The sequence below is a fragment of the Carnobacterium pleistocenium FTR1 genome, assembly GCF_000744285.1.
In the GTDB taxonomy this organism is placed as follows: domain Bacteria; phylum Bacillota; class Bacilli; order Lactobacillales; family Carnobacteriaceae; genus Carnobacterium_B; species Carnobacterium_B pleistocenium.
Window position 1 is genome coordinate 2,239,007 of record NZ_JQLQ01000002.1, and the last position, 26,036, is coordinate 2,265,042.

Below are 26,036 nucleotides of genomic sequence, written 5' to 3' on the forward strand. Positions count from 1 at the left end.
GTTAAAAATTTCTTTATCAAACTTCATTCATTATATAAGAAATCAAATCTAAAAAAAAGACTTCTCGTCTTTTTTAGAGAAATCTTACAATACTGTCCTGCTAAAAGTAACTGAGCAAAAAGAAAACTGAATGAGGTTTCAGTTTTCTTTTTGTTTTTCGACTGTTTTTACTTTAATTAATTTTTTATGTTGAATCGAATCTAAACTATCTGGATATTCTTTTGGTCTATCGTCTTTTTCGGCTTCGTCTTTCTCAAGTTTAACTTCATTAACTGATTTACCCATTTTATATTCAAAATAAACTGAATTGATCAGTCCACCTAATAATAAAATTATTGCTGATAAATAAAGCCAGACCATTAAAACAATGAATACCCCGAACGTCGCGCTAGCCGCTGCTTCTCCTCCAGCAAATTGGATATAAAGCGTAAATGCTTGAGATAAAATCAACCAACCTATTGTAGTAAATACAGCTCCTGGAACAGCATATTTAATTTTCAAACGATTATTTGGTACTAAAAAATAAACCATGGTTAGGACTAGAATCAAGACAACAAGCAAAACTAGCCATCTATAACCAAACACTTGCAGAATGATTCCCAGATCGATTCCCAAGAAATCTTGGACAAATAACAAAATTTGTTCCCCAAAAACAAAAATAAAAATCAATGACCCTACGATAGCCACCATGGCTAATTGAACCAAAAATGATACTAATCGGACAATAATAAAGTTTTCTCTCGCTTTTACTCCATAAACGCTATTCAACACATTTTGTAAAGCGTTAAATGCTTTACTAGCAGCCCATAATGACGTAATAAGTCCGATAGAAATAGCTCCTCCACTTGAACTACTTAAATAATTTTCTAGTATCGGTGCTAGGATATTGTAAATATCTGGTGGAACTCCTGTTTCTAAAAGTGGCAATACATCAGATGCTCGGATAGGAAAGAGCGGAATAACATTAGCTACAACCAATAAAATAGGAAATAAAGATAGCAAACTAAAGTAAGCCAATTCGGCTGCATTTGAGGAAACTTCAGCTCGTTCCCAATTGGGTTTTGCGACTTCTAGGATAGATTTCAATTTGTCTTTAAAAGAAGCTTGTTTAGTATTCGTTGCCAAAACGACCACATCCTTTACATTATATATAGAAAAAGCATAGCATAATTGAATTTAAAAAGCATTTAGGAAGCTTTTAGTTCAGCAAGAAACGCAAAAAAAACAACCCTGAAAAACAAGGTTGTTTTTTTGGATTTACATTTGGTGTAAATTATAGTCCATAATTAATTTGTTTATGCCTTCATCGACAGTTCTTACTTTAGACTCTGTTCCTGAGTTCGTTGTTACAGTAACTGTTTGTCCTTCTCTTTGTTGCAATTGACCAATTTTTTTATCATTCACATACAACTCTAACTCGATGAAACCTTCTCTGTTATTAGGGGTTTCTTTTACTTCTACTTGAACTTTTTTATTTCCTTTAGACATGTGAATGCTCCTTTTGCAGTTAATCTCTCTATTGCAGTATACTGCATTTCGGAAAAAAATTCATTCATTTATTTTAGTGATAGAGATTTTAGTTAAAAACTCTATCACTTAAAAAAATTCAAAGCTTCATAAAAAGGAATATTCAAAGCCCGTGCCACTTCTTTTTTAGTTAATTTCCCATCCATAACATTGATACCTGTATAGATTGTTGAATTTTCTTTAGCTGCTTCGATTAATCCTTTATTTGCAATCTCTACTGCATAAGGAATTGTTACATTGGTTAGAGCTAAAGTAGAAGTCTTAGGAACAGCACCTGGCATATTTGCAACTGCATAGTGAACAACGCCATGTTTTAAATAAACAGGATTATCATGAGTTGTCACTTCAGAAGCTGTTTCAAAAATGCCACCTTGGTCAACTGCTATATCAACAATAACAGAGCCTGGTTCCATTTGTTTAACCATTTCTTCAGTCACTAATGTTGGCGCTCTCGAACCGGGAATCAATACAGCACCAATCACTAGATCTGCTTCTTTGACTGTTTCAGCAATATTAAATTCATTTGACATCAATGTATTGATTTTATTTTCAAATAAATCATCTATCTCTTCTAAACGTTTTGGATTCACATCTAAAATCGTAACATCTGCCCCTAGACCGATTGCAATTTTAGCAGCATTTGTTCCTGAAACGCCACCACCTATAATACTTACTTTCCCTTTTTTTACTCCTGGTACTCCACCTAATAGGATACCTTTTCCTTGATTTACACTTTCAAGAAATTCTGCTCCAATTTGTGCAGCCATTCTACCGGCAATTTGACTCATAGGAGTTAACAGAGGCAATGTTCCATCCTTTCCAACCATTGTTTCATATCCGATAGCAGTTACTCTTGCCTCCATCAATGCTTTAGTTAATTCTAATGCTGGAGCTAAATGCAAATATGTGAAAAGGATCATCCCTTTTTTAAAATACTTGTATTCGGTCGGTATCGGTTCTTTAACTTTAATAATCATTTCAGCATTCCAAACTTGTGAAGCTTCTACTAATATTACAGCTCCTGCAGATTCATACTCTCCATCTGGAAATCCAGCTGCTTTTCCTGCGTTTACTTCAATCATGACCTCATGACCATTTTTAACAAGACTTTTAACACCTGCTGGCGAAATAGCCACTCGGTTTTCATTGTTTTTGATTTCGCTTGGTACTCCAATTTTCATAATATATCCTCCTATTTTTTTCATTAACTCTCGCATCTACCTTCTCTATTGTAGCGCTTACTTGTGAGAAACCCAAATTTCCAGACATGTTCACTTTGCATTCGTCCAATTTTTATTCGCTAGTAATTACAATCCACTTAATTCTTTATGCTTTTTAAAACTAACAATTTTACAAAGTACGTGGATTTTTATGAAATAAATGTGGATATAGATGTGCAATAAAAAATAAGCTGTTAAAACGTCTTAAAGATACTCACGTATCAACGTTTTAACAGCTTATTTAATTTGACTCGATGGAAGCGAGGGGAGTCGAACCCCTGTCCAAATATATCGGCACCCAGACGTCTACGTTCATAGTTATGCTATTAAGGTTTCGCTCAGTACTAGCCGCACAACAGGCATCGTATATCGCTAGTCTGATAATCTATTCTAAAACTTGCAGACGGAAAGTTTTAGCGTATCCCACTAATTATAGGACCCTTGCTCGAGCACATGGGCGATGCCGAGAGGATCTACACTAAGCTGTTATTACGCAGCTAAAGCGTAAGAGTTATTATTGTTTTTGTCAGTTATATTTAACTGTAACGTTTTTACGTAGCCGTAACCTACGAAACGCAATCCAAGCTCGACCTATACCTGTCGATTCCGTAACGCTCCCTTGAAGGGATGTGTCTACAGAAAAAATGATTTGTTCAACTAATTAATCATCTTTAGTTAACTCTCTTAGAACATTATAGCACATTTTACTTGAAAAGAAAATACGTACGTTCCAATTAAAAAACAGGTTGATAAGGTTATTTATAAAGATTGATTGTCCTCTTTGAATGTTAGGCTAGAAAGTCATTTTTCTGCAGCTACAGAAACCACTGTCTAAAAGAAAATCTTGTTTTTTGACAAAAAACACCCCATCCTTTAGTGTTATGTTATAAAAATCGCCCTTTTCAATATCAGGTATTGACCCATTTTATATTCTATTACAAGCTAAAAGGAGATCATTTAATGAATGAACCAATAAAACTTTTGCAACAGTATATTAACGAAGCAAATAATATTGTCTTTTTTGGCGGAGCAGGTGTTTCTACAGAAAGCGGGCTTCCAGATTATCGTTCTGCTGAAGGTGTCTATACGACTATGGAAAATGAGAATATCGATCCAAAAAAATTGATGAGCAAACGGTTTATGATGGAAAAACCTGAAGTATTTTTTAGTCATCGTTTCCAAGCTGAAACACCTTTAAAACCAAAACCTAATGCAGCGCATCAGTATTTAGCTGCTTTAGAAAAATCAGGCAAATCGATTCAAATCATCACTCAAAATGTTGATGGGCTTCACTACAAAGCCGGCAGTACAAATGTCGTTGAGCTACATGGCAATCATCGTCGCTTTTATTGTATGACTTGTGGAACAGAGTATGCTTATGAGACTATCCATCGAGATGAACAAAACATTCCCCGGTGCCCACTAGACAATGGCATCGTTAGAGCTGATGTCATTTTATTTGGTGAAAACTTGAAACCAGAGAATCTTGTTAAAAGTAAGCAACTCATTTCGGCTGCTGATCTATTGATCATCGCTGGAACTTCCTTAACGGTAAATCCTGCCAAAAATTTAATCAACCAATTTAAAGGAAATAAAGTTGTTGTAATCAATAAGTCTGCTCTTGAAATGAATCTAACAGCCGATTTATTTATTAAAGATGCCGTTGGAACTACTTTTAGTCAATTAACGATTTGATGAATGACTCCATTTCATACACAATTAAAGAAGCAGCCAGGAATTTTTTTCCTGGCTGCTTCTTTAAACTTTAGCTTTCTCCCATTAACATCTTCAATACTGCTTTTTGAGCATGCAATCGATTCTCCGCTTCATCAAATACTACCGAGTGGCTGCCGTCAATTATTTCTGCTGTTACTTCTTCACCCCGATGTGCTGGCAAGCAATGCAAGAAAATAAAATCCTCTTTTGCGTACTGAACCAGTTCTGTATTCACTTGATAAGGCAAAAAGACGGATAAACGTTCTGCTGTTTCTGCCTCCATACCCATGCTTGTCCATACATCCGTCACCACGATATCCGCATTTTTTACAGCTTCAATGGAATCATATGTAAATTGAATAACCGCTCCTGATTGTTCAGCTTTAATTTTGGCCTTTTGATAAATCGTTTCTAACGGTTCATAACCTTTAGGACTAGCTATGTTCATATTGACTCCCATAATGGCTGCCCCCTCCATTAATGAATGGGGCATATTGTTATTTCCATCTCCAACGTAGGCTATCGTCAACCCTTTTAAAGTTCCTTTTTTTTCGTATATTGTCATTAAATCGGCTAAGACTTGCATCGGATGATGTTCATTTGTCAGACCATTTATGATTGGTACCGATGCATTTTCAGCAAACTCTTCAATGATTTCATGACCAAACGTACGAATCATTAGCCCATCAACGTATCGCGAAAGAACTTTGGCCGTGTCCGCAATGCTCTCGCCTCTTCCCAACTGAATATCTTTAGAGCTCAAAAATACGGCATGTCCGCCTAATTGTGTCATCCCAACTTCAAAAGATACCCGTGTCCGTGTAGAAGATTTTTCAAAAATCATGCCCAATGTTTTCCCTTGTAAATAATGGTGAGAAATTCCTGCTTTAGTTTGTTCTTTCATCACGATCGCTTCCTCAATGAGCAGCATCAATTCTTTTGCTGTCAGATCCGCTATTTGTAAAATGTTTGTTTGACTTTCTTTCAACACTTGTTCTACCATAATTGATTCCTCACTCACTTTCTATCTACTTCTTTTTGTCCGTTTTTTCTTGAATGATCAGTAACACATGTTCTAATTTTTGTAAAAATTCATTTATTTCTTCAATTGTGACCGTTAACGGCGGCAAAATACGCAAAACACTTTGTCCAGCAGTCAAAGTTAAAACATGTTGCTCGTGTAAGAGTATGACGATTTCTTTTGCTTCCATGTCTACTTCAAGTCCGATAAGAAAACCGAGCCCTTTAACGCTTTTTATCACGCTAAATTGATTGGCTAATTTTTCTAGCTGTTCCTTTAAATAAGCTGCTTTTTGCTGGACATCTTTCATAAATCCAGGCTTGGTCATTTCTGTTAAGGTGGCCATACCTGCTGTTGCCGCTAAAGGATTTCCGCCAAAAGTTGTCCCATGAGCTCCAGGAGTAAAAGAGACTGCCACATGTTTTTTGGCTAACATGGCGCCAATTGGAAAGCCGGAACCTAGTCCTTTGGCCAACGTCATAACATCTGGTTCAATGCCATATTGTTCATAAGCAAATAGCGTTCCTGTTCTTCCCATTCCCGTTTGGACTTCATCTACCATTAAAAGAATATCAGACTCTTTACAGATATCTTGTAATGCATGCAGCCACTCATTTTGTGCCGAATTGACTCCACCTTCGCCTTGCACAAGCTCTAGCAATACCGCAGCTGTTTTTCCATTATTAATTTTCTCCAAATCAGAGACCTCATTAAAAATCAGAGATCGCACGCCCGGCATCAAGGGCTGATATCCAGTTTGAACTTTTTCTTGTCCTGTTACAGAAAGGGTAGCGTAAGTTCTTCCATGAAATGAGTTTTTAAAAGAGACAACAGACGTGCGTTCTGGATGACCGTGGTCTTTTGCATATTTGCGTGCAATTTTCAATGCTGCTTCATTGGCTTCTGCTCCGCTATTACAGAAAAAGACTTGATCAAATAAGGAATGTTGAGTGAGTCCTTCAGCAAGTTTGGTTTGAACAGGTATCTCATACAAATTTGAACAATGCCACAGTGTGTCTAATTGTTGGTGCAGCTTTTGCGTGACTTGATCAGGAACATGACCTAAGTTACACGTAGCGATCCCAGAGGTGAAATCTAAATAAGCTTCATTTTTTTCATCCCATATATATGTCCCTTTTCCTTTTAGGATGGTAATAGGAAAACGAGCATACGTCGACATAAGAGCTGCTTGATTTTCTTTAGACATACGCCACTTCCTCCTTATAAATAAATTTTGTTCCTACTTCATTCCCTTTTAAATAATTTGCAATATCTTCTGGTTCTAATCCGTTCAAAATAACAGCTTGTTTCATTTGAACAGATAGACTTCCAATAGCTGAGCGTACTTTAGGAATCATTCCATCAGTAATAATTTTTTCTTTGATCAGTTGTTCTGCTTCTACTTGTGTTAATGAAGAATAAACGTTTGATTTATCTTTTTGTTGTTTCATGACTCCCGGAACATTACTAATAAAAGCCAACTTCCCACCTAAAGCTTTTGCAATTGCTGAAGCGGCCATATCTCCATTGATATTGTAGTGCTGTCCCGTTTCATCCATTCCGATAGGTGAGATTACTGGAATAATATTATTTTCAAGCAACTCCATTAGAAAAGCAGTATTGACTTCGGTAACTTCTCCGACAAAACCGATAGCTTCAATAGTTTGGACAGGTTTCACTTTTAATAGACCATGGTCGATGCCACTTAATCCGATAGCTTGCAACTGTTTGATTTGGCATTGAGTAACGATTTCGTTATTGATCGAACCGCTTAAAACCATTTCCACCACCGTCAAGACCTCTTTTGTGGTAACACGCAATCCATCGACAAATTTTGTAGGAATAGCTAATTTCTCCAATAAAGTATTGATCATTGGTCCTCCGCCATGAACGATCAGTGGGTAACATTTTTTTGTCTGTTGTAACTGGGCAATCATTTGATAGAAAGACCCAGGTAATTTGTCTTGTATACTTCCGCCTATTTTCATAATCAATATATCCAATTTCTCACCTCACGTTCTATAGGATGAATTGATGCGGATGTAATCATACGTTAGATCGCAGCCCCATGCTGTTGCGGTATATGAACTTTGTTGCAAGTCGATCAGCAGCTTTACTTCATCTTTTACTAAAGTGAGCATGACTGCTTCTTCGTCAAAGGGAATACCTACTCCCTTTTCAACAACAACTGTGTTGCCTATCGAAATGTGTACCCGTTCTGGTTCGATTTTTTGATTACTATAGCCAATAGCTGAAATAATCCTTCCCCAATTGGCATCTGAACCGTACATTGCTGTCTTAACTAAATTCGAAGATATGACCGATTTGGCAACAGCTCGAGCAGCTTCTACTGTTTGAGCTCCTAGAACTTCTACTTCTATTAATTTGGTGGCCCCTTCTCCGTCACGTGCAATGGATTTAGCCAGTACTTGGCAAACATATTGAAAGCCTGCCAAAAATTTATTCCATTGTGGGTGATTTTCAGTTAGCAAGAGGTTTCCTTGTGTGCCATTTGCCAAAGCAAGAACCATATCATTCGTACTTGAATCTCCATCAACAGTGATCATATTAAAGGTTTGGTTAGTTGTTGATTTCAATGCCGCTTCTAGACTTTCACTAGCAACAGCAGCATCTGTCGTGATAAAACCTAGCATAGTCGCCATATTGGGATGAATCATCCCAGATCCTTTTGCAGCTCCGCCAATGGTGATAGTCTTACCATCAATTTCCAACTCAACAGCTACATGCTTTGTTTCAATATCGGTCGTTAAAATAGCTCGTTCAAAGTCCATTACATTTTGACAAAGCGGATCATTCAGATAATGGACACCTTTCAAGATCGGCTCAAACGGTAATGGGACTCCTATGATTCCGGTAGAAGCAACAGCCACTAATTGCTCATCGATGCCTTTTTCTTTAGCTACCATTTCCACTGTTGCTTGAGCTTTTATTAGTCCATCTTCGCCGGTACAAGAATTAGCATTGCCCGAATTCACGACTATTGTCTGGATTTGTTGTCCGTTGTCTACATGTTGTTTTGTCAACTTAAGCGGTGCAGCTTGAAAACTGTTTAAGGTGTAAACACCTGCTGCAGTAGCTGGGATCTCAGAATGGATCCAACCAAAATCAAGAGCTACTTTACGTAAGCCGGTATGTACACCTCCAGCAGTAAAACCTTTTGGAGAGGTTACATGGCCATCCTCTAATATATGGAACGTTTTTACAGGTTTCTTTATATGGGTCAACATTCATTCATCTCCTTGCTTTTTTTTAAGGGTATACTGGGCTATTCTCTAGTCCTTCTTGAACAGGCCAGTCATTCATCAAATTCATATTTTGGATTGCTTGGCCTGCTGCTCCTTTAACCAAGTTATCTATCGCTGTAACGATGACTAACTGTTCGGTTCGCTCATCCACATGAATACCAATAGCGATATAATTGCTTCCAATAACTTGTTTTGTCTGAGGCAGTGAACCTAGCGGGTAAAGTCGCACAAATAGATCTTTTTCATAAAAATCTTGATACAATTGCCAAATTTCTTTTGGCGTTACCATTTGGTTTAAAGGAACATACATGGTGCATAAGAGACCTCTAGTCATTGGGACCAGGTGAGTTGTTAACGTTACTTTTATCTCTTCACCTGCTTCTTTTGACAGATAGTACTCAATTTCAGGTGTATGTTGGTGCTTTCCAAATTTATATGGAACAAGAGATTCATCCATTTCTGAAAAATGGGTCATTCTAGAAAGTGTGCGTCCAGCTCCTGAAGTACCGCTTTTAGCATCAATAATGATGCCTTTTTTTGTAGTTAAACCAGTTTTGATAACGGGTATCAATCCCAATAAAGCCGCAGTTGAGTAGCATCCCGGATTAGAAATAAAGGCCGCTTCTTTTATTTCTTCTGGATAAATTTCTGCCAATCCAAAGGTAGCTTTTTCTTGTATCTCACTTGACGGTGCTTCTTTTTCATACCATTCTTCATAGTCTTTTTTTAGCAATCTAAAATCTCCACTTAAATCAATACATTGTAAAGACGTTTTTAGAACATCTGGAACTAAAGATTTGCTAATACCAGCTGGAGTTGCAAAAAATAAAATATCGACAGCTTTTTCAAGGTAAGCAAGATCGTATTCAATTAGCGGTTTTTCTTTATTTTTTTTCATGTGAGGGTATAAATCACTTAACAATTCCCCATAATGAGTGTGTGAAATAATTTCCGTAACGGTTACACGCGGATGTTGGTTCAGTAAACGGATCAGCTCTAAAGCACTATACCCCGTTGCGCCAACAATAGCTGCTTTCATCAATTTCTAACCTTCTTTCATTTGATTTTAATTATTCTCATTATAACAATAAAAATTATTTATGCAACTATAATGGCATAAATAATTATTTTATACATATATTAGATATTTAATGTATAAAAATTGCATACATTTTTTTATGCACATACAAAAAAAGAGCTACCAGCGCAATGCTGACAGCTCTTTTTAAAGGGTCCATAATTTCTAGTTGTCTAAATAATTTAATTAAATGACTCACCTAAAATTTCTTGAGGAAGAGATTTGCTTGTAGCTCCACAAGCACATCCATCTATTCCATAAAAAATTTCTTTTTTAAGTATCCAAACTATCTGATGTAGAGTCTTTTAAAACTAAAATTTTATTTAATTAAATCGTAAAATTCTAATCCTTCAACGATTCCGCCTTCAACATGACTAGATGTGATATAATCAGCGGCATTTTTCAAGATATTGGTACCATTTTCCATTGCCACACCAAAATCAGCATGAGTAACCATTTCTAAATCATTCGGACCGTCTCCAAATGCATAAACAGGAATTTTATCAAACTGCATTAATTTGACCAATTCTTGAATACCTGTAGCTTTTGAGTTGCCCTTCGTGATCACATCTATGCTATAAGGCGTATTTCGATAGAAAGACAGTTCTGGAAATTTCTCTCTAAACTGATCATCAATTGATTTATCTTCTGTTAAGATCAAAGCCATCAATACTTCATCATTCAAATGAATTTCCGCATCAACGGGAGGAGTTTTAGCGTGAAGAAAATTGTACGCATTCTCGACTTCTTTTGAAGTATACGTGACTCGGATTTTATCACTTGTATAAAAAGAAACGGCCAATTTTAGCTCGTCAGCTGTTTCCTTTAAACGAATCAATAATTCTTTTGGCATCTGACTGCGGTAAATTTCTTTGCCTTCATACATGATGTATTGACCGTTAAGTGTGATAAAAGATTCAATTGGTGTCTTATCGAGTACATGCTGGATCTCAAGTGGGCTTCTTCCCGTTGCAATAAATGGAACTCCCCCATTTATTTTCAATTTTTCTAAAGCAGCGATTACTTCTTGGTCTACTTCAGATTTATTATTCAATAATGTTCCGTCTAAATCAAAAAAAACTAGAGCTTTTGGCATTACCATATTAATCTCCCTTTTGTAAACCTAACATTATAATTACTTTTCTAAATCTTTAAAATGACCTACTTCATTGTATAATTCTAAATGGTATTTTCCATTGTAGTATTTAACAGCTGAGACACTTGCGTTTAATAAGGGTTGTGAATCTTCAAGTTCTGGGACTAAATTATTTAGTAAATAGCGAATCGTATTTCCATGAGCAACAATCATGACTTTATCTCCAGTATCACGGTGTTTATTTATTAGTTTGATCAATCCTTGTTCTACTCTTAACCAAAATGTTAAAAAATCTTCCGCATCGTGATAAGGATCCGCTTTTTTAAAAGCATTCATTTGTTCAGGAATAGACGACTCAGCCCACATCTCAGCAACACTTGAGTAACCCATTTGTTCATTCACTGTTTCCCAAGTTTCATCCACGTCGCCTCCTTCAAATGAACCAAAGAAAACTTCACGAAATTCTGGCATTGATTTTAGTGTTAAATCTTTCCCTTTTTTATTCTCTTCTAAAATAATAGTGGCTGTTTCAATCGTACGGCTCAAATCACTCGTATAAGCTGCATCAAATTTGACATCTGCTAAGCCTCTTCCGCTACTGCGAACATCTTCGCGCCCTTTTGGTGTTAAAGGGGTATTAGACCACCCTTGCATTTTTCTGTAATGATTAAAATAAGTTTGTCCATGACGTATAAAATAAAAAGTACAGCCTTCTCCCATAAAAAATCGCCTCCTATATAATCATAATATTGCTAATTCACCTACGCTTCTTATTGTACCAAAAAAAAGAACGATTATATGGATATCTGTTTAGTTTTAGGTAAACTTTTTGTTAATACTTTTGAATTCACTTTTATAACGGACTGATTTCAGGTTAATTCTTCAATAATATCTCCATTACGGTAAGCTTTCAATAATACCTTCAACTCACTGACTTGCTCAGTCAATTCTTTGCCCACATCGGTTTCTCTTACTTTTTTACGGTCTAGCTCTCGGTCGATCACTCTTCTTGTAGACATGATATCTATTTCATTTTCAATCGCTTCACTTACAGAAGTGAATGGCTGATGCGAAACTAAAACCATTCCATAAGAGTTATACAACAGAGTATAACCTGCTATTCCCGTTGTTTCTTGATAAGCTTTTGAGAAACCGCCGTCGATCACGATCATACGCCCATTTGCCTTTATAGGATCTTCGCCACGTTTTTCTTTTACTGGTGTATGCCCATTGATAATATGTCCTTTAAGTGGGTCTAAGCCAAACTCACTCAATATCATTTCACACGTTTTTTCATCATTGCGCATAGCATAATAAGCATTTTTCTTTTCTTCGTGGGTAGCTTTATCTTTAACATAATACCGTTCAAAAGTCGTCATTTGATCTTTTCCAAAAAGTGAAGACACTGGACCTGTCCACAAGTACCAAACGTAATCTAAATACTTATCATTGTCCTTTTGTCCCTTATTTAAATACCCTTTACGTAGTATTTCTTCAAATTTATCTAATAACTTTTTACCGGCATATTGTTTTCTTTGGATATCCATCCCCATAAATTCGCCTGTTTCGGTCAATGGCATACACCCATGAAACAATAGATTATCATTATAGGTAAGGTACATACTGCCTTTGCTGTATAAATAAGAAATGTGTTTCTGTAGACGTTCACAGTTTTTAAAAGCTACGACTAATTTTTCAATGACCATTTCTTCCTCTATTGTTAACTTGTAAGGATCAGCAGGATCTATGGTCGGGAAATTTGTATTCAACAATGGATATTCTTTGCCTTTAATTGAAATCGTTCCATTTTTATAATTGATTCCATTTAAGACTAAGCGATGGTCTAATTGGAAATCAGGGTGTCTTTTAATGATTTCTCCTTCGAGTTTGAACTGGATCACTGAAATCGCTTGATGCATTTTAGTGATTTGTCGAATCTCATCTTCAAAATAATCTTTTTTATCAGGATCCATTTTAGGATAAAAACAGCTTTCTAAATCTTCTGGGTAAGTCATTTCTGCAAATGTAAGCAACTGACGCAATGAGATCCCATAAGCATCTTCGATAATCTCCAAATTATCATACCGGGCACTGATACGCAGTACATTTGCAATACAAACAGCTGACCCACTAGCTGCTCCCATCCATAAGATATCATGGTTTCCCCATTGGATATCGACAGAGTGATGTTCCATCATGGTGTCAATAATTTTATCAGGATATGGACCTCTGTCATAAATATCACCCACCACATGCAGTTGATCCACTACAAGACGTTGAATCAGATAAGATATCGCCGCAATAAATTCAGCCCCTCTATTCAATGAAATGATGCTATCAATAATTTCACTATAGTAATCTTCTTTATTCGTATAGCCGTCTCCATCTTTTGATAATAATTCTTCAATGATGTAAGCAAACTCATTAGGCAAGGCTTTTCTTACTTTTGAGCGGGTATACTTTGAAGCGACAAATGCGCATAATCCGATTAGTCTAGACAATGTGATTCGGTACCATTCATTTGTTTCCTCTTGACTCTCAAATTCATTACTGACTAAGCGAATTTTATCTTCAGGATAATAAATCAATGTTGCCAAGCTATTCATTTCTTTTTGACTTAAACGATCGTGGAAAATCTCTTTAATTTTCTCTTTTATATTGCCTGATCCATTCCTAAGCACATGTTGAAAAGACTCATACTCCCCATGAATATCGCTAACAAAATGTTCTGTACCTTTAGGAAGATTCATAAGAGCCTCTAAGTTGATAATTTCGGTAGTGGTTTCCCCAATAGTTGGATATTCTTTAGCTAATAAGTTCAAATACTTTTTAGTCAAGTCCATACTTTCTCACCCCTTTATAATCTATACCAAATCATTATACCATGTTTCTCATTAATATTTTTTTATTAACAGAGCTTGAAAATTATCTATTAGTGAAGATCTTTTTTTTCTAACAACTAAACAGAAAAAGGCCTCAGACTAGTTGTCTAAGACCCTTTTAGTAAGGCTAGCCGTTCGCTACTGCTTCAGCTATATCTGCTTCCATTTTTTGGGGTTGAGTTGTTGAGCCAAATCGTTTAATGATTTCTCCATCTCGACCAATTAAGAATTTCGTGAAATTCCATTTTATTTTCTTATTGTTTGTTTCTGATGTTAGGTACTGATAAAGAGGATCAGCATTTTTTCCATTTACCATTATCTTTTCATGAAGTTGAAAGGAAACACCAAAATTCTTTTGACAAAAATTAGCAATTTCTTCCCCTTCACGAGGTTCTTGATTCATAAACTGATTAGAAGGAAAACCTAATATGACAAGTCCTTGATCTTTATATGTTTGATACAATTCTTCTAAATCTTTCAATTGAGGAGCTAGGCCACATTCTGTTGCTGTATTTACAATAACCAAAACATTCCCTTTGTATTTTGATAAGGAAACTTCTTCACCACTAATTTCATTAACCGTGTACTCGTAAACAGACATCTATAGTCCTTCTTTCGTGTACTCTTTTTTTAGAAGCTATTTTAATTCTTATATCAACTTTACTTACTTATTTTATCAAAGTCAACAAGAATGATTTTACCGATCCACTTTGTTTATCTAGATCTTAATGCACGGTCCAATTCACGTTTTTGATCTTTTCGTTTCAAATCTTCACGCTTATCGTATTTTTTCTTCCCTTTTGCTAGGCCAATCAATACTTTTGCATAGCCATCTTTTAAATAAACTTTTAAGGGAATCAATGTATTTCCACTAGACTTCGTTTCGTTCATTAAACGCATGATTTGTTTTTTATGCATCAATAGTTTCCGCGTTCTTAGTGGATCATGATTGAATTGATTTCCTTGCTCATAAGGACTGATATGAACATTATGCAAATAAATTTCATCATTCTGAATCTTCGCATAGCCGTCCTTCAAGTTGATTCGGGCCGCTCTGATAGACTTGATTTCTGTTCCCTGCAATACTATTCCAGCTTCTACGGTATCTAAAATAGAAAAATCATAACCTGCTTTTTTATTTTGAGCTAATACTTTACCGGTACCTTTTGGCATCAATGATCACCTCCTGATTCATTCACTCTTACTCAGTATTTCTTTTTTGGCTTTTTACTTTTAGCTGCATCTTTATAGAAAGGTTTGCTTTTATTTTTATTATTTCCATCTTGTTTAGGTTTATATGAAGAAGAACCACCTTTTTTACCATATTGCTTGTTTTCACGGCCTCTGCCTTTTGTTGACTGTTTGGGTCCATCATATTTCGGTGCATCTGGATCTGGAACAAGTTCAAAATCGATTTCACGTGTTTCAGGATCGGCTTTTGTTATTTTTACTTTTACTTTTTGTCCGATACGGTAAACAACACCCGTTCGTTCTCCAACAAGCATCATTTGCTCTTCGATATAGTTAAAGTAGTCATCTTTCATATTTGAAATATGGACCAGACCTTCAACAGTATTCGGTAATTCGACGAATATACCAAATTTCAAGACTGAACCGATGATTCCTTCATAGATTTCGCCAACTTTGTCAGCCATAAACTCTGTTTTCTTCAATGCATCGGTTTCTCTTTCAGCATCAACTGCACGACGTTCCGCTTTTGACGTATCTTCTGCAATTGCGGGCAAACGATTTTCCCATTTTGTTTTCTGAGCAGATCCAGTACCTTCTTCTCCATAAGAACGGATCAAACGGTGTAAGATCAAATCTGGATAACGACGGATGGGAGAAGTGAAATGTGAATAAAATTCTGCTCCAAGACCGAAATGGCCTAATGGTTCCACAGCATATTTGGCTTGTTTCATACTTCTTAACATCATCGTTGAAACAACTTGTTCTTCTGGTTTTCCTTTGACACTATTGGCAATTTTTTGTAACGTCATAGGAGAAACATCTTTGCTGGTCCCTTTAACGGTAATACCAAAAGCCGTAACAAATTCCATGAATTTTTGCATACGATCACTGTCAGGTTGTTCATGAATACGATAGATCAATGGAACTTCCATTTTTGAAAAATGTTCAGATACCGTTTCATTTGCTGCCAACATGAACGATTCGATCAAGCGCTCACCAACACCACGTTCTCTCAACACGATATCCAATGGCTTACCTGTAGGATCGACAATGATTTTAGCTTCTTTTGTATCAAAGTCAATGGCCCCTCGATTTTTACGATCTACCTCTAGGGTATGATGCAGAGTTTCCATTAATTCAAACATAGCTACTAAGCTGCTGTATTTTTTACGGGTCTCTAGATTTTTATCTGTTAATATTTCATTTACTTCAGTATAAGTCATCCGTTCAGTTGTTCGTATCACACTTTGGAAAACGTCATGTCCGACGATTTCTCCATCAGGTGTCATTTCCATTTCGCAGCTCATTGTTAAACGATCGACATGAGGATTTAACGAACAAATACCATTAGATAATCGTTGTGGAATCATTGGTATAACGCGATCGGTTAAGTATACACTGGTTCCTCTTTCAAAGGCATCTTTGTCTAAAGGACTATCTTCTGTCACATAATAAGAAACGTCTGCTATGTGAACGCCCAATAGATAGTTTCCATTATCCAATACTTTCAAGCCTACCGCATCGTCTAAGTCTTTTGCATCTGCTCCATCAATCGTCACCAGAACTTCATCTCTTAAGTCACGACGACCTTCAAGATCAGACTCGCTGATTTTTTCTGGAACTTCATCTGCTTGTTTCAAAGCTTCTTGTGAGAACTCAGTCGGGATTCCGTGTTTATAGACAATAGTCAAAATGTCGATTCCTGGGTCATTTATATGTCCCACAACTTTTTTAACGATTCCTTGCATGCTTCTAGGAAACTCATCATCTGGGTACAAAGTTATTTCTACAACAACAATTGAACCGTCAACTGGTTTAATACCTTCTGACTCAATAAAGACGCGCAAGTCTGTAATTTTTTTATCTTGTGGATCGATATATCCGTATAACCCGGTCTCTTCGATTCCTTCTTCACTATAAGCGTAGAACTCTCCAACTAATTGTGTAAAGTTGCGTTCAATAATGCCTTTTATTTTTCCTTCAGCACCTTTATCCGACCAAGGTTCAGCAGGTTTAATGATATCAACAGTTACCTTATCGCCATCTAGGGCATAATTAGTCATATTCGGTGGAATAAAAATATCTTTTTCGACATCTTCAATCGCAACGAATCCAAATCCTCGATCACTTGCTCTGAAAATACCGGTCAATACAGGATCGTTACTTGGCAACTTAAAATGTCCTTTTTTATTCAGAAATAGTTTGCCTTCTCGTTCCATTTCAGCTAAAGAACTGACCAGGATTTTAAAATCGGCTGCACTAGTCATACCCATTCCTTCACTGATATCACTTACTTGAAATGAAACTTTTTTGTGTTCATTCATAAAAACTATAATTGCTTCTTTTAACGTTCTTTTGTCGTTCATTTTTTATCCTCCATTCCAATCTAACTGTTTCAAAAAATTGCTAACATCTTCTTGCAAAGCTTTTCTATCTACTCCAACCGTTACTGCATGTTGGCTGTTTTCATACCAATGAAAATCAACCACTGAAGCTTGTGTTAATGCCGCCTTCAAAGCAAACGCTACCTGTGGATCAATCAATTCATCTTGACCAGCCTGTGCAATAAAGAAGGGATGTTTGATTTCACTAATATCCGTTTCCATTGATTGCGTTAGTTCGCCTATTTCATCTAATTGGTCGTCTAATTTCTTTTCGATTCCCGGCATGTAATCCTCTATTTCTATCTCGGAATAACCGGCTTTCTTTTTCAATGTCCGCACGTAAGTTAAAAATTCTTTTTTCACATTATTGCCTCTATGAAAATTCATTACTGGGGAACAAAACGTTCCACCCGCTACTATCGGTTCTCTATCTATCAGCATTTTAGTTGCTATCACACCGCCCATAGACAGTCCAAATATAGCTATTTTTTTATACCCTTTTTCAAGCAAGAACTGGATGGCTTCTTTCGCATCCTCAACCCAATCTGTTGGTGATGTATCTAAAATATCTTCTGGGTCTTTCGTTCCATGTCCTTTGAATAACGGTGCATAAACGGTATAATTTTCTTTTTCTAGCGCTCTCCCTAACATCCGCACATCATTAGGAGTACTAGAGTAAGCATGCATTAAGATGACCGCTTGAGGCCCGTTTTCAAAAAAAAATGATTTTATCGCCATCCTATTCTCCCTTTTCTCATTTCCTGTAAGTCTTTATTCTACTATTTTACTGTAAAATAAACTTTTTTCATACTTAAACACTGTTAATGCTATGAAAAGTCTTTGCACTAACGTTAGTCAGTAAAGGATGTTAAATTTTTTAGAAAAAAAAGCCACCTGAAGATTCAGGTAGCTTCACTAATTTCATTGATTAATTGCTATATAAGCGAGAGCCAGTGCCAATGCAAAGAATAAGATTCCAAGTACTACTGTAGTACGTTGCAATACTGCCTCAAATCCACGTGCTTTTTGTTTTCCAAATAATTGTTCAGCTCCGCCAGTAAACGCACTAGCAGCATTATTTGTTTTTGAAGGTTGCATAGCTACCACAATGATAAGTAAAACTGAAATAATTAGTTCAGCAATTAAAAGTGTATCGTACAATTTCATTGCCCTCCTATCTACCGTTTCTTCTATCCCTAACTTTAACATAAATTCTATTAAATTACTAGAAAATAAATGAAGTTATTCCCTTGCTAATTTACGTTTTCATTTACTTTCTAGGTCGTGAACAAATAATCCGCTTAGCAACTTTGGTTCGAACCAAGTTGATTTTGGAGGCAACACTTCTCCGCTGTCTGCTACCCGTATCAATTCATCGATTTTTGTCGGATACATAGAAAATGCTACTGTAAATGATCCTTTATCAACCGCATCACTTAATGCTTGCATTCCTCTGATTCCTCCAATAAAATCCACTCGTTTGTCTGTACGGATATCTTTTATACCGAATAAAGGCGTCAGCACGTGTTCTTGTAAAAGTGAAACATCAAGTCCTTTTACAGGGTGATTTGAAATAAAAGCAGGTTTTATGGTTAGTTTATACCAATCACCTTGCAAATACATGCCGATTGTTTTAGGACGATCCGGTTTATAACTAGCAGAAACTTTTTCAATCTCAAATTTTTCAGCTAATTGGTCTAAAAAGTCTTCTTCAATCAAGCCGTTAACTACTCGATTATAGTCTAAAATTGCTAGTTGTGATGCTGGAAAAAGAACGGCTAGAAAATAATTGAATTCTGCTTCATCTGGTTCGTTTGGATAAGTCTCTTTCCTTTTTAAAGCAACTTTTACAGCTGATTCTGTTCGATGGTGTCCATCGGCAATATACAACTCTGCTACATTTTGTTCAAATAACTTTTCCAATTGATTAATAACGGTTTTTTGGTCAATGACCCATACTTTATGTTTCACCTCATGAAAACTTGAAAAGTCATACATAGGTTCATTCTCGGTGACCCATTGCTCAATCAATTCATCAATTGATTCTTGATCTCGGTAGGTTAAAAATATTGGACTTGTATTTGCATCTGCTGCATCAATGTGTCGAATACGATCTACTTCTTTTTCTTCACGTGTAAATTCATGTTTTTTAATCTTTTTTTCTTGGTAATCCTTGATAGATGCACAGACCACTAAACCCATCTGCGAACGTCCATTCATTGTCAGCTGATACAAATAAAACTGGTCTTCATCATCTTGCACAAGCCATTTTTTGCTTAAAAACTCTTTTAAATTGCTGGCAGCCTTTTGATACACTTCTTCCGCGTAAGGAGAATTTTCTTCAGCTAGGTCAATCTCTGATTTATCAATGTGTAAAAATGATTTTTCATTTTGACGGCCTATTTTACGAGCCTCATTTGTACTCAGTACATCATAAGGAAGAGAAGCAATGTCGTTTGCATACTCTTCAGCCGGTCGAATAGCTTTGAATGGTTTAATTTTCACCATGGTTTCTCCTCCTATTTGCTATTATTATTTTTGATTACTCGAACATTTAAAATTCCTTCGACATTTCCCACCCTTTTAACAATCAGCGTCAACTTGTCTTCTGGAATAGATTCAATATCAATCAGAGTATACGCATAGTCTCCACGGCTTTTATTCATAATGTTTACGATATTCACACCATATTCGGCTAATCCAATAGATATTTGGGCAACCATATTCGTAATATTGCGATTGATAATTGCTAATCGTAGCGGAGAATTAAGAACCATTTCTACAGTTGGAAAATTAACGGAATGGACGATATTACCAGTCTCCAAGAAATATTTCAGTGTTTTTGAAGCCATTTTAGCACAATTGATTTCTGCTTCTTCTGTTGATGCCCCTAAATGTGGCATGACAACAGCATTTTCCATTTTAATTAGTCGCTCGTCAGCAAAATCGGTCATGTATTTTTTCAGCTGTCCTTTTTCAAGTGCAGAGATGACCGCATCTACGTCAACAAGCTCACCACGTGCAAAATTCAATAAGGTAGCCTCTTTTTTTACTAACGCTAGTTTGTCCGCGCTGATCATTGCTCTGGTAGATTCCATTAAAGGCACATGAACAGTGATGTAGTCGGAAGTCGTTAATACTTCTTCAATTGTCAACACTCGTTTGACCCGACTGGAAATGCTCCAAGCAATATCGACTGATACATATGGATCATACCCTACAACATCCATTCCTAAGCGATAAGCGTCATTTGCCACCATCGCACCGATTGATCCTAACCCTATGACTCCTAGCTGTTTCCCAGCTAATTCGGTCCCAACAAAACGATTTTTTTCTGCCTCTACTTTTTTATCGACATCTGGACCTTTGAGTGTTTTCACCCATTCTACGCCTCCAATAATCGGACGAACCGCTAATAATAAACTAGCTAGGACCAATTCTTTTACCGCATTTGCATTGGCTCCCGGAGTATTAAAGACTACTACCCCTTTTTTAGAGCATTCTTGTACCGGAATGTTATTCGTTCCAGCTCCAGCACGTGCAATTGCTTTCAATTGGCTAGGGAAAGTCATATCGTGCAAATTTTGGCTCCTTAATACTATGCCATCAGGATCATCTGTTTGATTTAACTGATAATTTTCTACTTCAAATTTTTTCAAGCCATCTTCGGCTATTGCGTTATACGTTTTAATAGCAAACATCCTTATTGATCCCCTTCCACTTTTGCTTCAAATTCTTTCATAAATCTTACTAATTCTTTCACACCTTCAAGTGGAAAAGCATTATACAAACTAGCCCTCATTCCACCTACAGAACGGTGTCCTTTTAAATTGATCATCCCTTTGCTTTCGGCTTGCTGGATAAATGATTTATCCAATTCCGCATTCCCTGTAATAAATGGAATATTAGTTAAAGAACGAGAACCTATAGAAACTGGTGAACGATAAAGGTTTGACGATTCAATAGCCTCGTAAAGTAAACTCGCTTTTTCTCGATTTATTTTTTCGATTTCCGTAATGCCACCTAATTCTTTGAGCCATTCAAACATCAATTTAGCTGCATAGATGGCAAATGTTGGCGGTGTGTTGTACATTGATCCGTTATCAACATGCATTTTATAGTCTAGCATCGCAGGTAAGTTTTCTTTTAGACCAATCAAATCTTTCCGAACAATAACAACAGTTAATCCAGCAGGCCCAATATTCTTTTGGGCTCCAGCATAAATCAAGCCAAAATCAGATACATTATATCGACTGGACAAGATGTTAGAAGACATATCAGCAACCAACAAAACGTCTCCAGCTTGAGGCACCTTAAGAAAAGCTGTTCCTTCAATAGTATTATTCGTTGTGATGTGTAGATAATCAAATTCTGAATCTACTAAGGGTATAGCAGGATTTTCAGTAAAGTTATTTTCTTTTGAACTAGCAATAACTTCTACTGTTAAACCATCCGTTTTTCGAGCTTCTTCTATAGCTTTTTTAGACCAGCTTCCAGTATTGACATATGCCACCTTATTTTTCCCTAAATTCATTGGCAGCATGGTAAATTGCAAGCTTGCTCCCCCTTGCAAAAATAACACTTCATAGTTTACCGGAATATCCATCAATTCGCGTAAAAGCGACTCTGCATCATTCATAATGGATTGAAATAATGAGGAACGATGACTTAACTCCATAACTGACATGCCACTGCCTTGATAAGACAATAAGTCTTTTTGTATCGTTTTTAATACAGATACCGGCATAATAGCTGGTCCCGCTGAAAAGTTATAAACTCGCTTCATTCTAATCCACTCCTAATTATATCCGTTTAAAACTAACCGGATTTTAATAAACCATGATTTTTATTATACCAGTATTTTCATATTTAAACAGACAAACTTAAATTTTTTTAAACTGCTGAAAAAGGAACTATCAATCCTATTTGTCATATAACTAAAAAAAGAGACCGGGAAATCCCAATCTCTTTTTTTGTTCTATAGAGTTTTTTTAAACTAAGGTTACTTTTTTTAAAAGCCTATTTAAAGCATTTTTTCTTTTTTCAATAAATCCATCATATATACTTTATTATCTGCCACTACTTTACGAATTTCTAATTTAATTCCTTGATCATTTAGATATTTCAAATTTTCTACATCTGCATTGTTTACTGCAACTGCATTTGTGATCATTTTTTTACCATCCGAGAAACTCATCCCACCAATATTGATAGAATCAAATTTAACTCCACCTTCCACTGCTCTTTTTGCATCATGTGGACTTGTAAACAATAGCATCGCTTTAAAATGATCAAATTTAGAATCATTAAAAATCGAAATCATTTTATCAACTGTGATAACATTTACAATAACGCCCGGAGGAGAAGCTTGTTTCAACAATGTTTTTCTCAACAAATCTTTTGCTACCTCATCACTGACAACTAATATACGATTTACTTTTGTCACTTTTGCCCATACGGTTGCAACCTGGCCATGAATCAACCGGTCATCAATACGAACTAAACGAATTTCCATTGGCATCCTTATCTATTCTCCTCATCAATCTTCTTCTAAAATTGCAATAATCTGGGTAAACAATTGTTTCTACCCTAACCTTTTTTATGCATCAACAATTTTAACAATATAAAATATTTCTGAATCTGGAATACTCATATTTAATTTTGATTCAAGCAGTAGATTCGCTTCTTTAATAGCTTGGTAATAAATGGAAGCCGTATCGATTTCTTCCTCTGGCTGATTGAGTGGATCTCTAAATAAAACTCGTTCGATCACACCTGCCATATGCATTAACAAGCCTATTTGAACGCTATTGCTGAGTGTTTTATCTAATTTTTCTTCAATGATCTCGGTGTAGTCCCATAAGATATTAATAAATTTACGCGGATTTAAGAAAGTGAAATAAGTAGCCAAATATTCTTCGCAAAGCTGCTTCGTGTCCATTGATTCAGCATAATTTCCTTCAGCATATTGCTGGTTTAAAATCACTTGTTTAACTTTCTCATCTCCTGAAGACTGAAATAATTCTTCTAAAGAAAGATGTGGAACGTTTAAAGATGACTTTGCAACTCCAGCAGTCGCTAGCACTTGATAATTTTTCGAAATCTTTGTAACTTCTTCCTCGATACCAACTAAAGAGATAGAGAAAATTTCAATTGTCTCATCGATAAAATCTTCTAATACACTTTCGACACGTTGTTTTATTCTTACAGCTGTTCCTTCACCCGTCGAACAAATGGTAATAATCGCTTTAGGTTTATTGATTCTTTGTTGTTGAGGTACGGTTAAAAGAACGGGATTATCTTCTGGAAGATTGCTGTACCCTCTGAAATTTTTCAAAGACCAGTAGACTTCATCTAATTGATTATCCATCAAAGATGTTTTACGCGCTGCTTCTAATACGAGTGGAGTCGTTACCATATCTAATGTTTGGATTGAGATATCCGTTTCTCGCATAGCTTTCACACCAAATGTAGTTAAAGATCCCATATCAACCAACAATAAGACACCTTTGCCTTCATTCACATTTTGGATTGCTGACAAAACTAATTTATAAGCTTGTTGTGGGCTCATTTCCAAAGGCATGTCCACAGCTTCAATATTTTTAACATCTAGTAATTTGGATACTACTTGGACCATACTGGTAGCTGTGGAGCGGCCATGCGCAGCAACGACCATCCCAACATCACCCAAATTATTTTGTTCTTTTAAAGATACCAGCAACATAGTCAAATACCAGCATTCTACTTCTGGAACAATAATTTGGTAATTTTCTTTCATATGATTTTTAATTATAATAGCTACTTCGTATTCGTTTTGGTAATTTAAAATCAATTTATCTAATTCACTATTTTGTTTTATTTGAACAAAACCTTCTTTTGAACGTTTGATGAATGAACTAAGGTGTAAACTCATGGCATATAAAAAATTTTGTTTAAAATGATACCCTAAATGTTCTTCCGCCATTTTCCAAACTTCTTTTGTTAATGTGATAACTTCTTGTTCAACGATATCTCTTAGGTTGTGTTCATTATTTGGAATCAATTGATTGGTTTTATAGAAAGATTTCAAATGAAGATTAATATCAGTTGTAATAAAATTCTCAATATCTTCTTGTGTCAATCCTTCGTCTCTGAGCATCACTGCTTTATCTCCAATGATTTCATATAAATTAAATGGCAATTCATAAGAATCTTTGTCTAAAATATAGACAGAGTCTTTTGGGTGGATTACCATGCTAGGTTCAAGATAATTGGATATTTCATTCAATTCTTCTCGATTTCTCGCAATGTTGAGTAAGCCTTCTTGCAATTCTCCGGTTAATCCATCCATATTGATCAGCATTTCTTCATTGTTATCCATGCTATTCAAAAAGGCTTTGGCACAGGCCAATTGGATGCTTGACTTTAGTTGACCTATATTTCCATAAGTAACACTTCCAAGCAATGCCTTAACAACATTTTCTTCGATAACAATTCGTTTATCAATACGTTTCGCTTCAATAGACAACAATAATTTAAGCAATTGAATACGTTCATTAGCTGGCCGATCATTGAATGCTGGCAGTTCGATCGTAATAGGGATACGTCTTACAAAGGTCTTCAATAATGCAGAATTAGGATCTTCAGTTGTCGCACAAATGATTCGAACTTTAGCTGAATAGCGTTTGTCAGTTTCCCCCATTGGCTGAAATGTTCCGGTATCCATAAAATAAAAAAGCATTTCTTGTCCTTCAGGAGGCAAGCGATGAATTTCATCTAGAAACAGCATATTATTATCAGCTTTCAGTAATAATCCTTCTTTTGCTTCTGTTGCACCCGTATAAGCTCCCTTGGCATGTCCAAACAAATGAGACATCAGTAATTGCGGGTTTTGCGAATAGTCTGCACAATTAAAAATAATCATAGATTGACCTGGTTCAATGATTCCCTTATCTTGCGAATATTGATACATAGCATTAGCAAAGAAAGTCTTTCCTGATCCAGTTGGACCAATAACGAGACTATTCAATCCTTTAGGAGGGTAAAAAATAGCAGCCTTTGCTTGTTCCATTTGATTTTTCAAACTACCATTTGAACCAATCATATACTCAAATAAGTTATTATCTTTTTTTATAGGATCATTTTGTTTTTCTATTACCCGTTTTTCTTTGATCAATGTTTCATCTTTATAGGATTGTACGACTTTCGACAAAGGTTTCCATTTTAAACAACTGCTATCAACATATCGCACAGGTCTTCCTTCAAGTTTCGCTACTTTTCCTTCGCGAACTAAAAGATTCAACTCTTTACTTACATTATTGCGAATAATATTTAGCGCATCAGAAATTTCAATCGTTGTCATCCCTGATCCGAATTCTATTTCATCACTAGTAAGGTTTTCAGTATGATTTTTAACAAACTGATAAACTAAATCTTTTCTTTTCATTTAGCTACCTGCTTTCTTTTAGTCTTAATCGCTTACATTTTATCACAAATAGACCAGTTTGTATCCTTATTTTTGATACAGTAAAATATGTGTATCAAAAATGATAACATTGTTCACTTTTTGTTCACTTTTAGAAAATGTTGCTTGTAACTGTAAAAACAAACCCATCTATTCCAGAAGAATTTTTTTTGAGTATCCCTACTATTTGACCTAGAGCAAAAAACACTTCA

At 35.9% G+C, this 26,036-nt stretch carries 22 protein-coding genes and 1 other RNA gene; 1 reads left to right on the plus strand and 22 read right to left on the minus strand.

Translation table 11 applies throughout. The annotated features are described in order from the left end of the window. Positions 1-138: 138 nt before the first annotated feature. The 4 genes from BP17_RS11005 to ssrA all read right to left on the minus strand — a co-directional run bounded on the left by BP17_RS11005 (position 139) and on the right by ssrA (position 3,366). A complete protein-coding gene (locus BP17_RS11005; RefSeq protein WP_232219621.1) occupies positions 139-1,134 on the minus strand; it encodes a YihY/virulence factor BrkB family protein in 996 nt (331 codons plus the stop codon). A gap of 123 nt (positions 1,135-1,257) precedes the next feature. Next, on the minus strand, positions 1,258-1,488 hold the full coding sequence (locus tag BP17_RS11010) for a DUF2969 family protein (RefSeq protein ID WP_035054377.1): 231 nt from the start codon (positions 1,486-1,488) through the stop codon (positions 1,258-1,260). A 104-nt stretch (positions 1,489-1,592) separates the two neighbouring features. After that, positions 1,593-2,708, minus strand: a complete 1,116-nt coding sequence (ald, locus tag BP17_RS11015) for an alanine dehydrogenase (RefSeq protein WP_035054378.1) — start codon at positions 2,706-2,708, stop codon at positions 1,593-1,595. A gap of 291 nt (positions 2,709-2,999) precedes the next feature. Next, positions 3,000-3,366, minus strand: a transfer-messenger RNA (tmRNA) gene (ssrA, locus tag BP17_RS13320). Between the two features lie 341 nt (positions 3,367-3,707). Between ssrA and BP17_RS11020 the strand changes: the two genes are divergently transcribed. Continuing rightward, positions 3,708-4,442, plus strand: coding sequence for an NAD-dependent protein deacylase (locus tag BP17_RS11020; RefSeq protein WP_035054380.1), 735 nt, complete (start codon positions 3,708-3,710; stop codon positions 4,440-4,442). Positions 4,443-4,512: 70 nt separating this feature from the next. On the opposite strand, the gene argF is transcribed toward BP17_RS11020, so the two are convergent. The 18 genes from argF to BP17_RS11110 form a co-directional block, all read right to left on the minus strand. After that, positions 4,513-5,466: an ornithine carbamoyltransferase gene (gene argF / locus BP17_RS11025; RefSeq protein ID WP_035054383.1), complete on the minus strand. Its 954-nt coding sequence runs from the start codon at positions 5,464-5,466 to the stop codon at positions 4,513-4,515. 25 nt (positions 5,467-5,491) lie between these two features. Next, the gene (locus tag BP17_RS11030) at positions 5,492-6,691 is read right to left on the minus strand and encodes an acetylornithine transaminase (protein WP_035054385.1); all 1,200 of its coding nucleotides are present in this window, start codon (positions 6,689-6,691) and stop codon (positions 5,492-5,494) included. Then, positions 6,684-7,487 (minus strand): acetylglutamate kinase, encoded by an 804-nt coding sequence (argB, locus tag BP17_RS11035; protein ID WP_035054387.1) that lies wholly within the window; start codon positions 7,485-7,487, stop codon positions 6,684-6,686. Before argB ends, BP17_RS11030 begins: the two co-directional genes overlap by 8 nt. A gap of 9 nt (positions 7,488-7,496) precedes the next feature. Continuing rightward, positions 7,497-8,732 (minus strand): bifunctional glutamate N-acetyltransferase/amino-acid acetyltransferase ArgJ, encoded by a 1,236-nt coding sequence (gene argJ, locus BP17_RS11040; protein ID WP_035054390.1) that lies wholly within the window; start codon positions 8,730-8,732, stop codon positions 7,497-7,499. Between the two features lie 22 nt (positions 8,733-8,754). After that, positions 8,755-9,789 (minus strand): N-acetyl-gamma-glutamyl-phosphate reductase, encoded by a 1,035-nt coding sequence (argC, locus tag BP17_RS11045; protein ID WP_035054392.1) that lies wholly within the window; start codon positions 9,787-9,789, stop codon positions 8,755-8,757. 358 nt (positions 9,790-10,147) lie between these two features. Beyond that, a complete protein-coding gene (locus BP17_RS11050) occupies positions 10,148-10,924 on the minus strand; it encodes a Cof-type HAD-IIB family hydrolase (RefSeq protein WP_232219622.1) in 777 nt (258 codons plus the stop codon). A 39-nt stretch (positions 10,925-10,963) separates the two neighbouring features. Then, entirely contained in the window at positions 10,964-11,644 is a 681-nt protein-coding gene (locus tag BP17_RS11055; protein WP_035054394.1) for a histidine phosphatase family protein, read from the minus strand. Positions 11,645-11,793: 149 nt separating this feature from the next. Beyond that, positions 11,794-13,767, minus strand: a complete 1,974-nt coding sequence (locus BP17_RS11060) for a fructose-bisphosphatase class III (RefSeq protein ID WP_035054395.1) — start codon at positions 13,765-13,767, stop codon at positions 11,794-11,796. A 166-nt stretch (positions 13,768-13,933) separates the two neighbouring features. Continuing rightward, positions 13,934-14,407, minus strand: coding sequence for a glutathione peroxidase (locus tag BP17_RS11065; RefSeq protein ID WP_035054397.1), 474 nt, complete (start codon positions 14,405-14,407; stop codon positions 13,934-13,936). Between the two features lie 113 nt (positions 14,408-14,520). After that, positions 14,521-14,979 (minus strand): SsrA-binding protein SmpB, encoded by a 459-nt coding sequence (gene smpB / locus BP17_RS11070; protein ID WP_035054399.1) that lies wholly within the window; start codon positions 14,977-14,979, stop codon positions 14,521-14,523. A gap of 32 nt (positions 14,980-15,011) precedes the next feature. Beyond that, the gene (gene rnr / locus BP17_RS11075) at positions 15,012-17,363 is read right to left on the minus strand and encodes a ribonuclease R (RefSeq protein WP_035054401.1); all 2,352 of its coding nucleotides are present in this window, start codon (positions 17,361-17,363) and stop codon (positions 15,012-15,014) included. 3 nt (positions 17,364-17,366) lie between these two features. Next, entirely contained in the window at positions 17,367-18,119 is a 753-nt protein-coding gene (locus BP17_RS11080) for an alpha/beta hydrolase (RefSeq protein WP_035054402.1), read from the minus strand. Positions 18,120-18,302: 183 nt separating this feature from the next. Beyond that, on the minus strand, positions 18,303-18,542 hold the full coding sequence (secG, locus tag BP17_RS11085; protein WP_035054404.1) for a preprotein translocase subunit SecG: 240 nt from the start codon (positions 18,540-18,542) through the stop codon (positions 18,303-18,305). Between the two features lie 105 nt (positions 18,543-18,647). Continuing rightward, on the minus strand, positions 18,648-19,889 hold the full coding sequence (locus BP17_RS11090; RefSeq protein WP_035054405.1) for a DUF1015 domain-containing protein: 1,242 nt from the start codon (positions 19,887-19,889) through the stop codon (positions 18,648-18,650). An 11-nt stretch (positions 19,890-19,900) separates the two neighbouring features. Continuing rightward, positions 19,901-21,082, minus strand: coding sequence for a 3-phosphoglycerate dehydrogenase family protein (locus tag BP17_RS11095; RefSeq protein WP_035054406.1), 1,182 nt, complete (start codon positions 21,080-21,082; stop codon positions 19,901-19,903). A 2-nt stretch (positions 21,083-21,084) separates the two neighbouring features. Next, complete coding sequence (serC, locus tag BP17_RS11100) at positions 21,085-22,167, minus strand: 3-phosphoserine/phosphohydroxythreonine transaminase (RefSeq protein ID WP_035054407.1); 1,083 nt, start codon at positions 22,165-22,167, stop codon at positions 21,085-21,087. Positions 22,168-22,404: 237 nt separating this feature from the next. After that, positions 22,405-22,902, minus strand: a complete 498-nt coding sequence (locus BP17_RS11105) for a mannose/fructose/sorbose PTS transporter subunit IIB (protein ID WP_035054408.1) — start codon at positions 22,900-22,902, stop codon at positions 22,405-22,407. 78 nt (positions 22,903-22,980) lie between these two features. After that, complete coding sequence (locus tag BP17_RS11110) at positions 22,981-25,806, minus strand: sigma 54-interacting transcriptional regulator (RefSeq protein WP_035054409.1); 2,826 nt, start codon at positions 25,804-25,806, stop codon at positions 22,981-22,983. Positions 25,807-26,036: the final 230 nt, after the last annotated feature.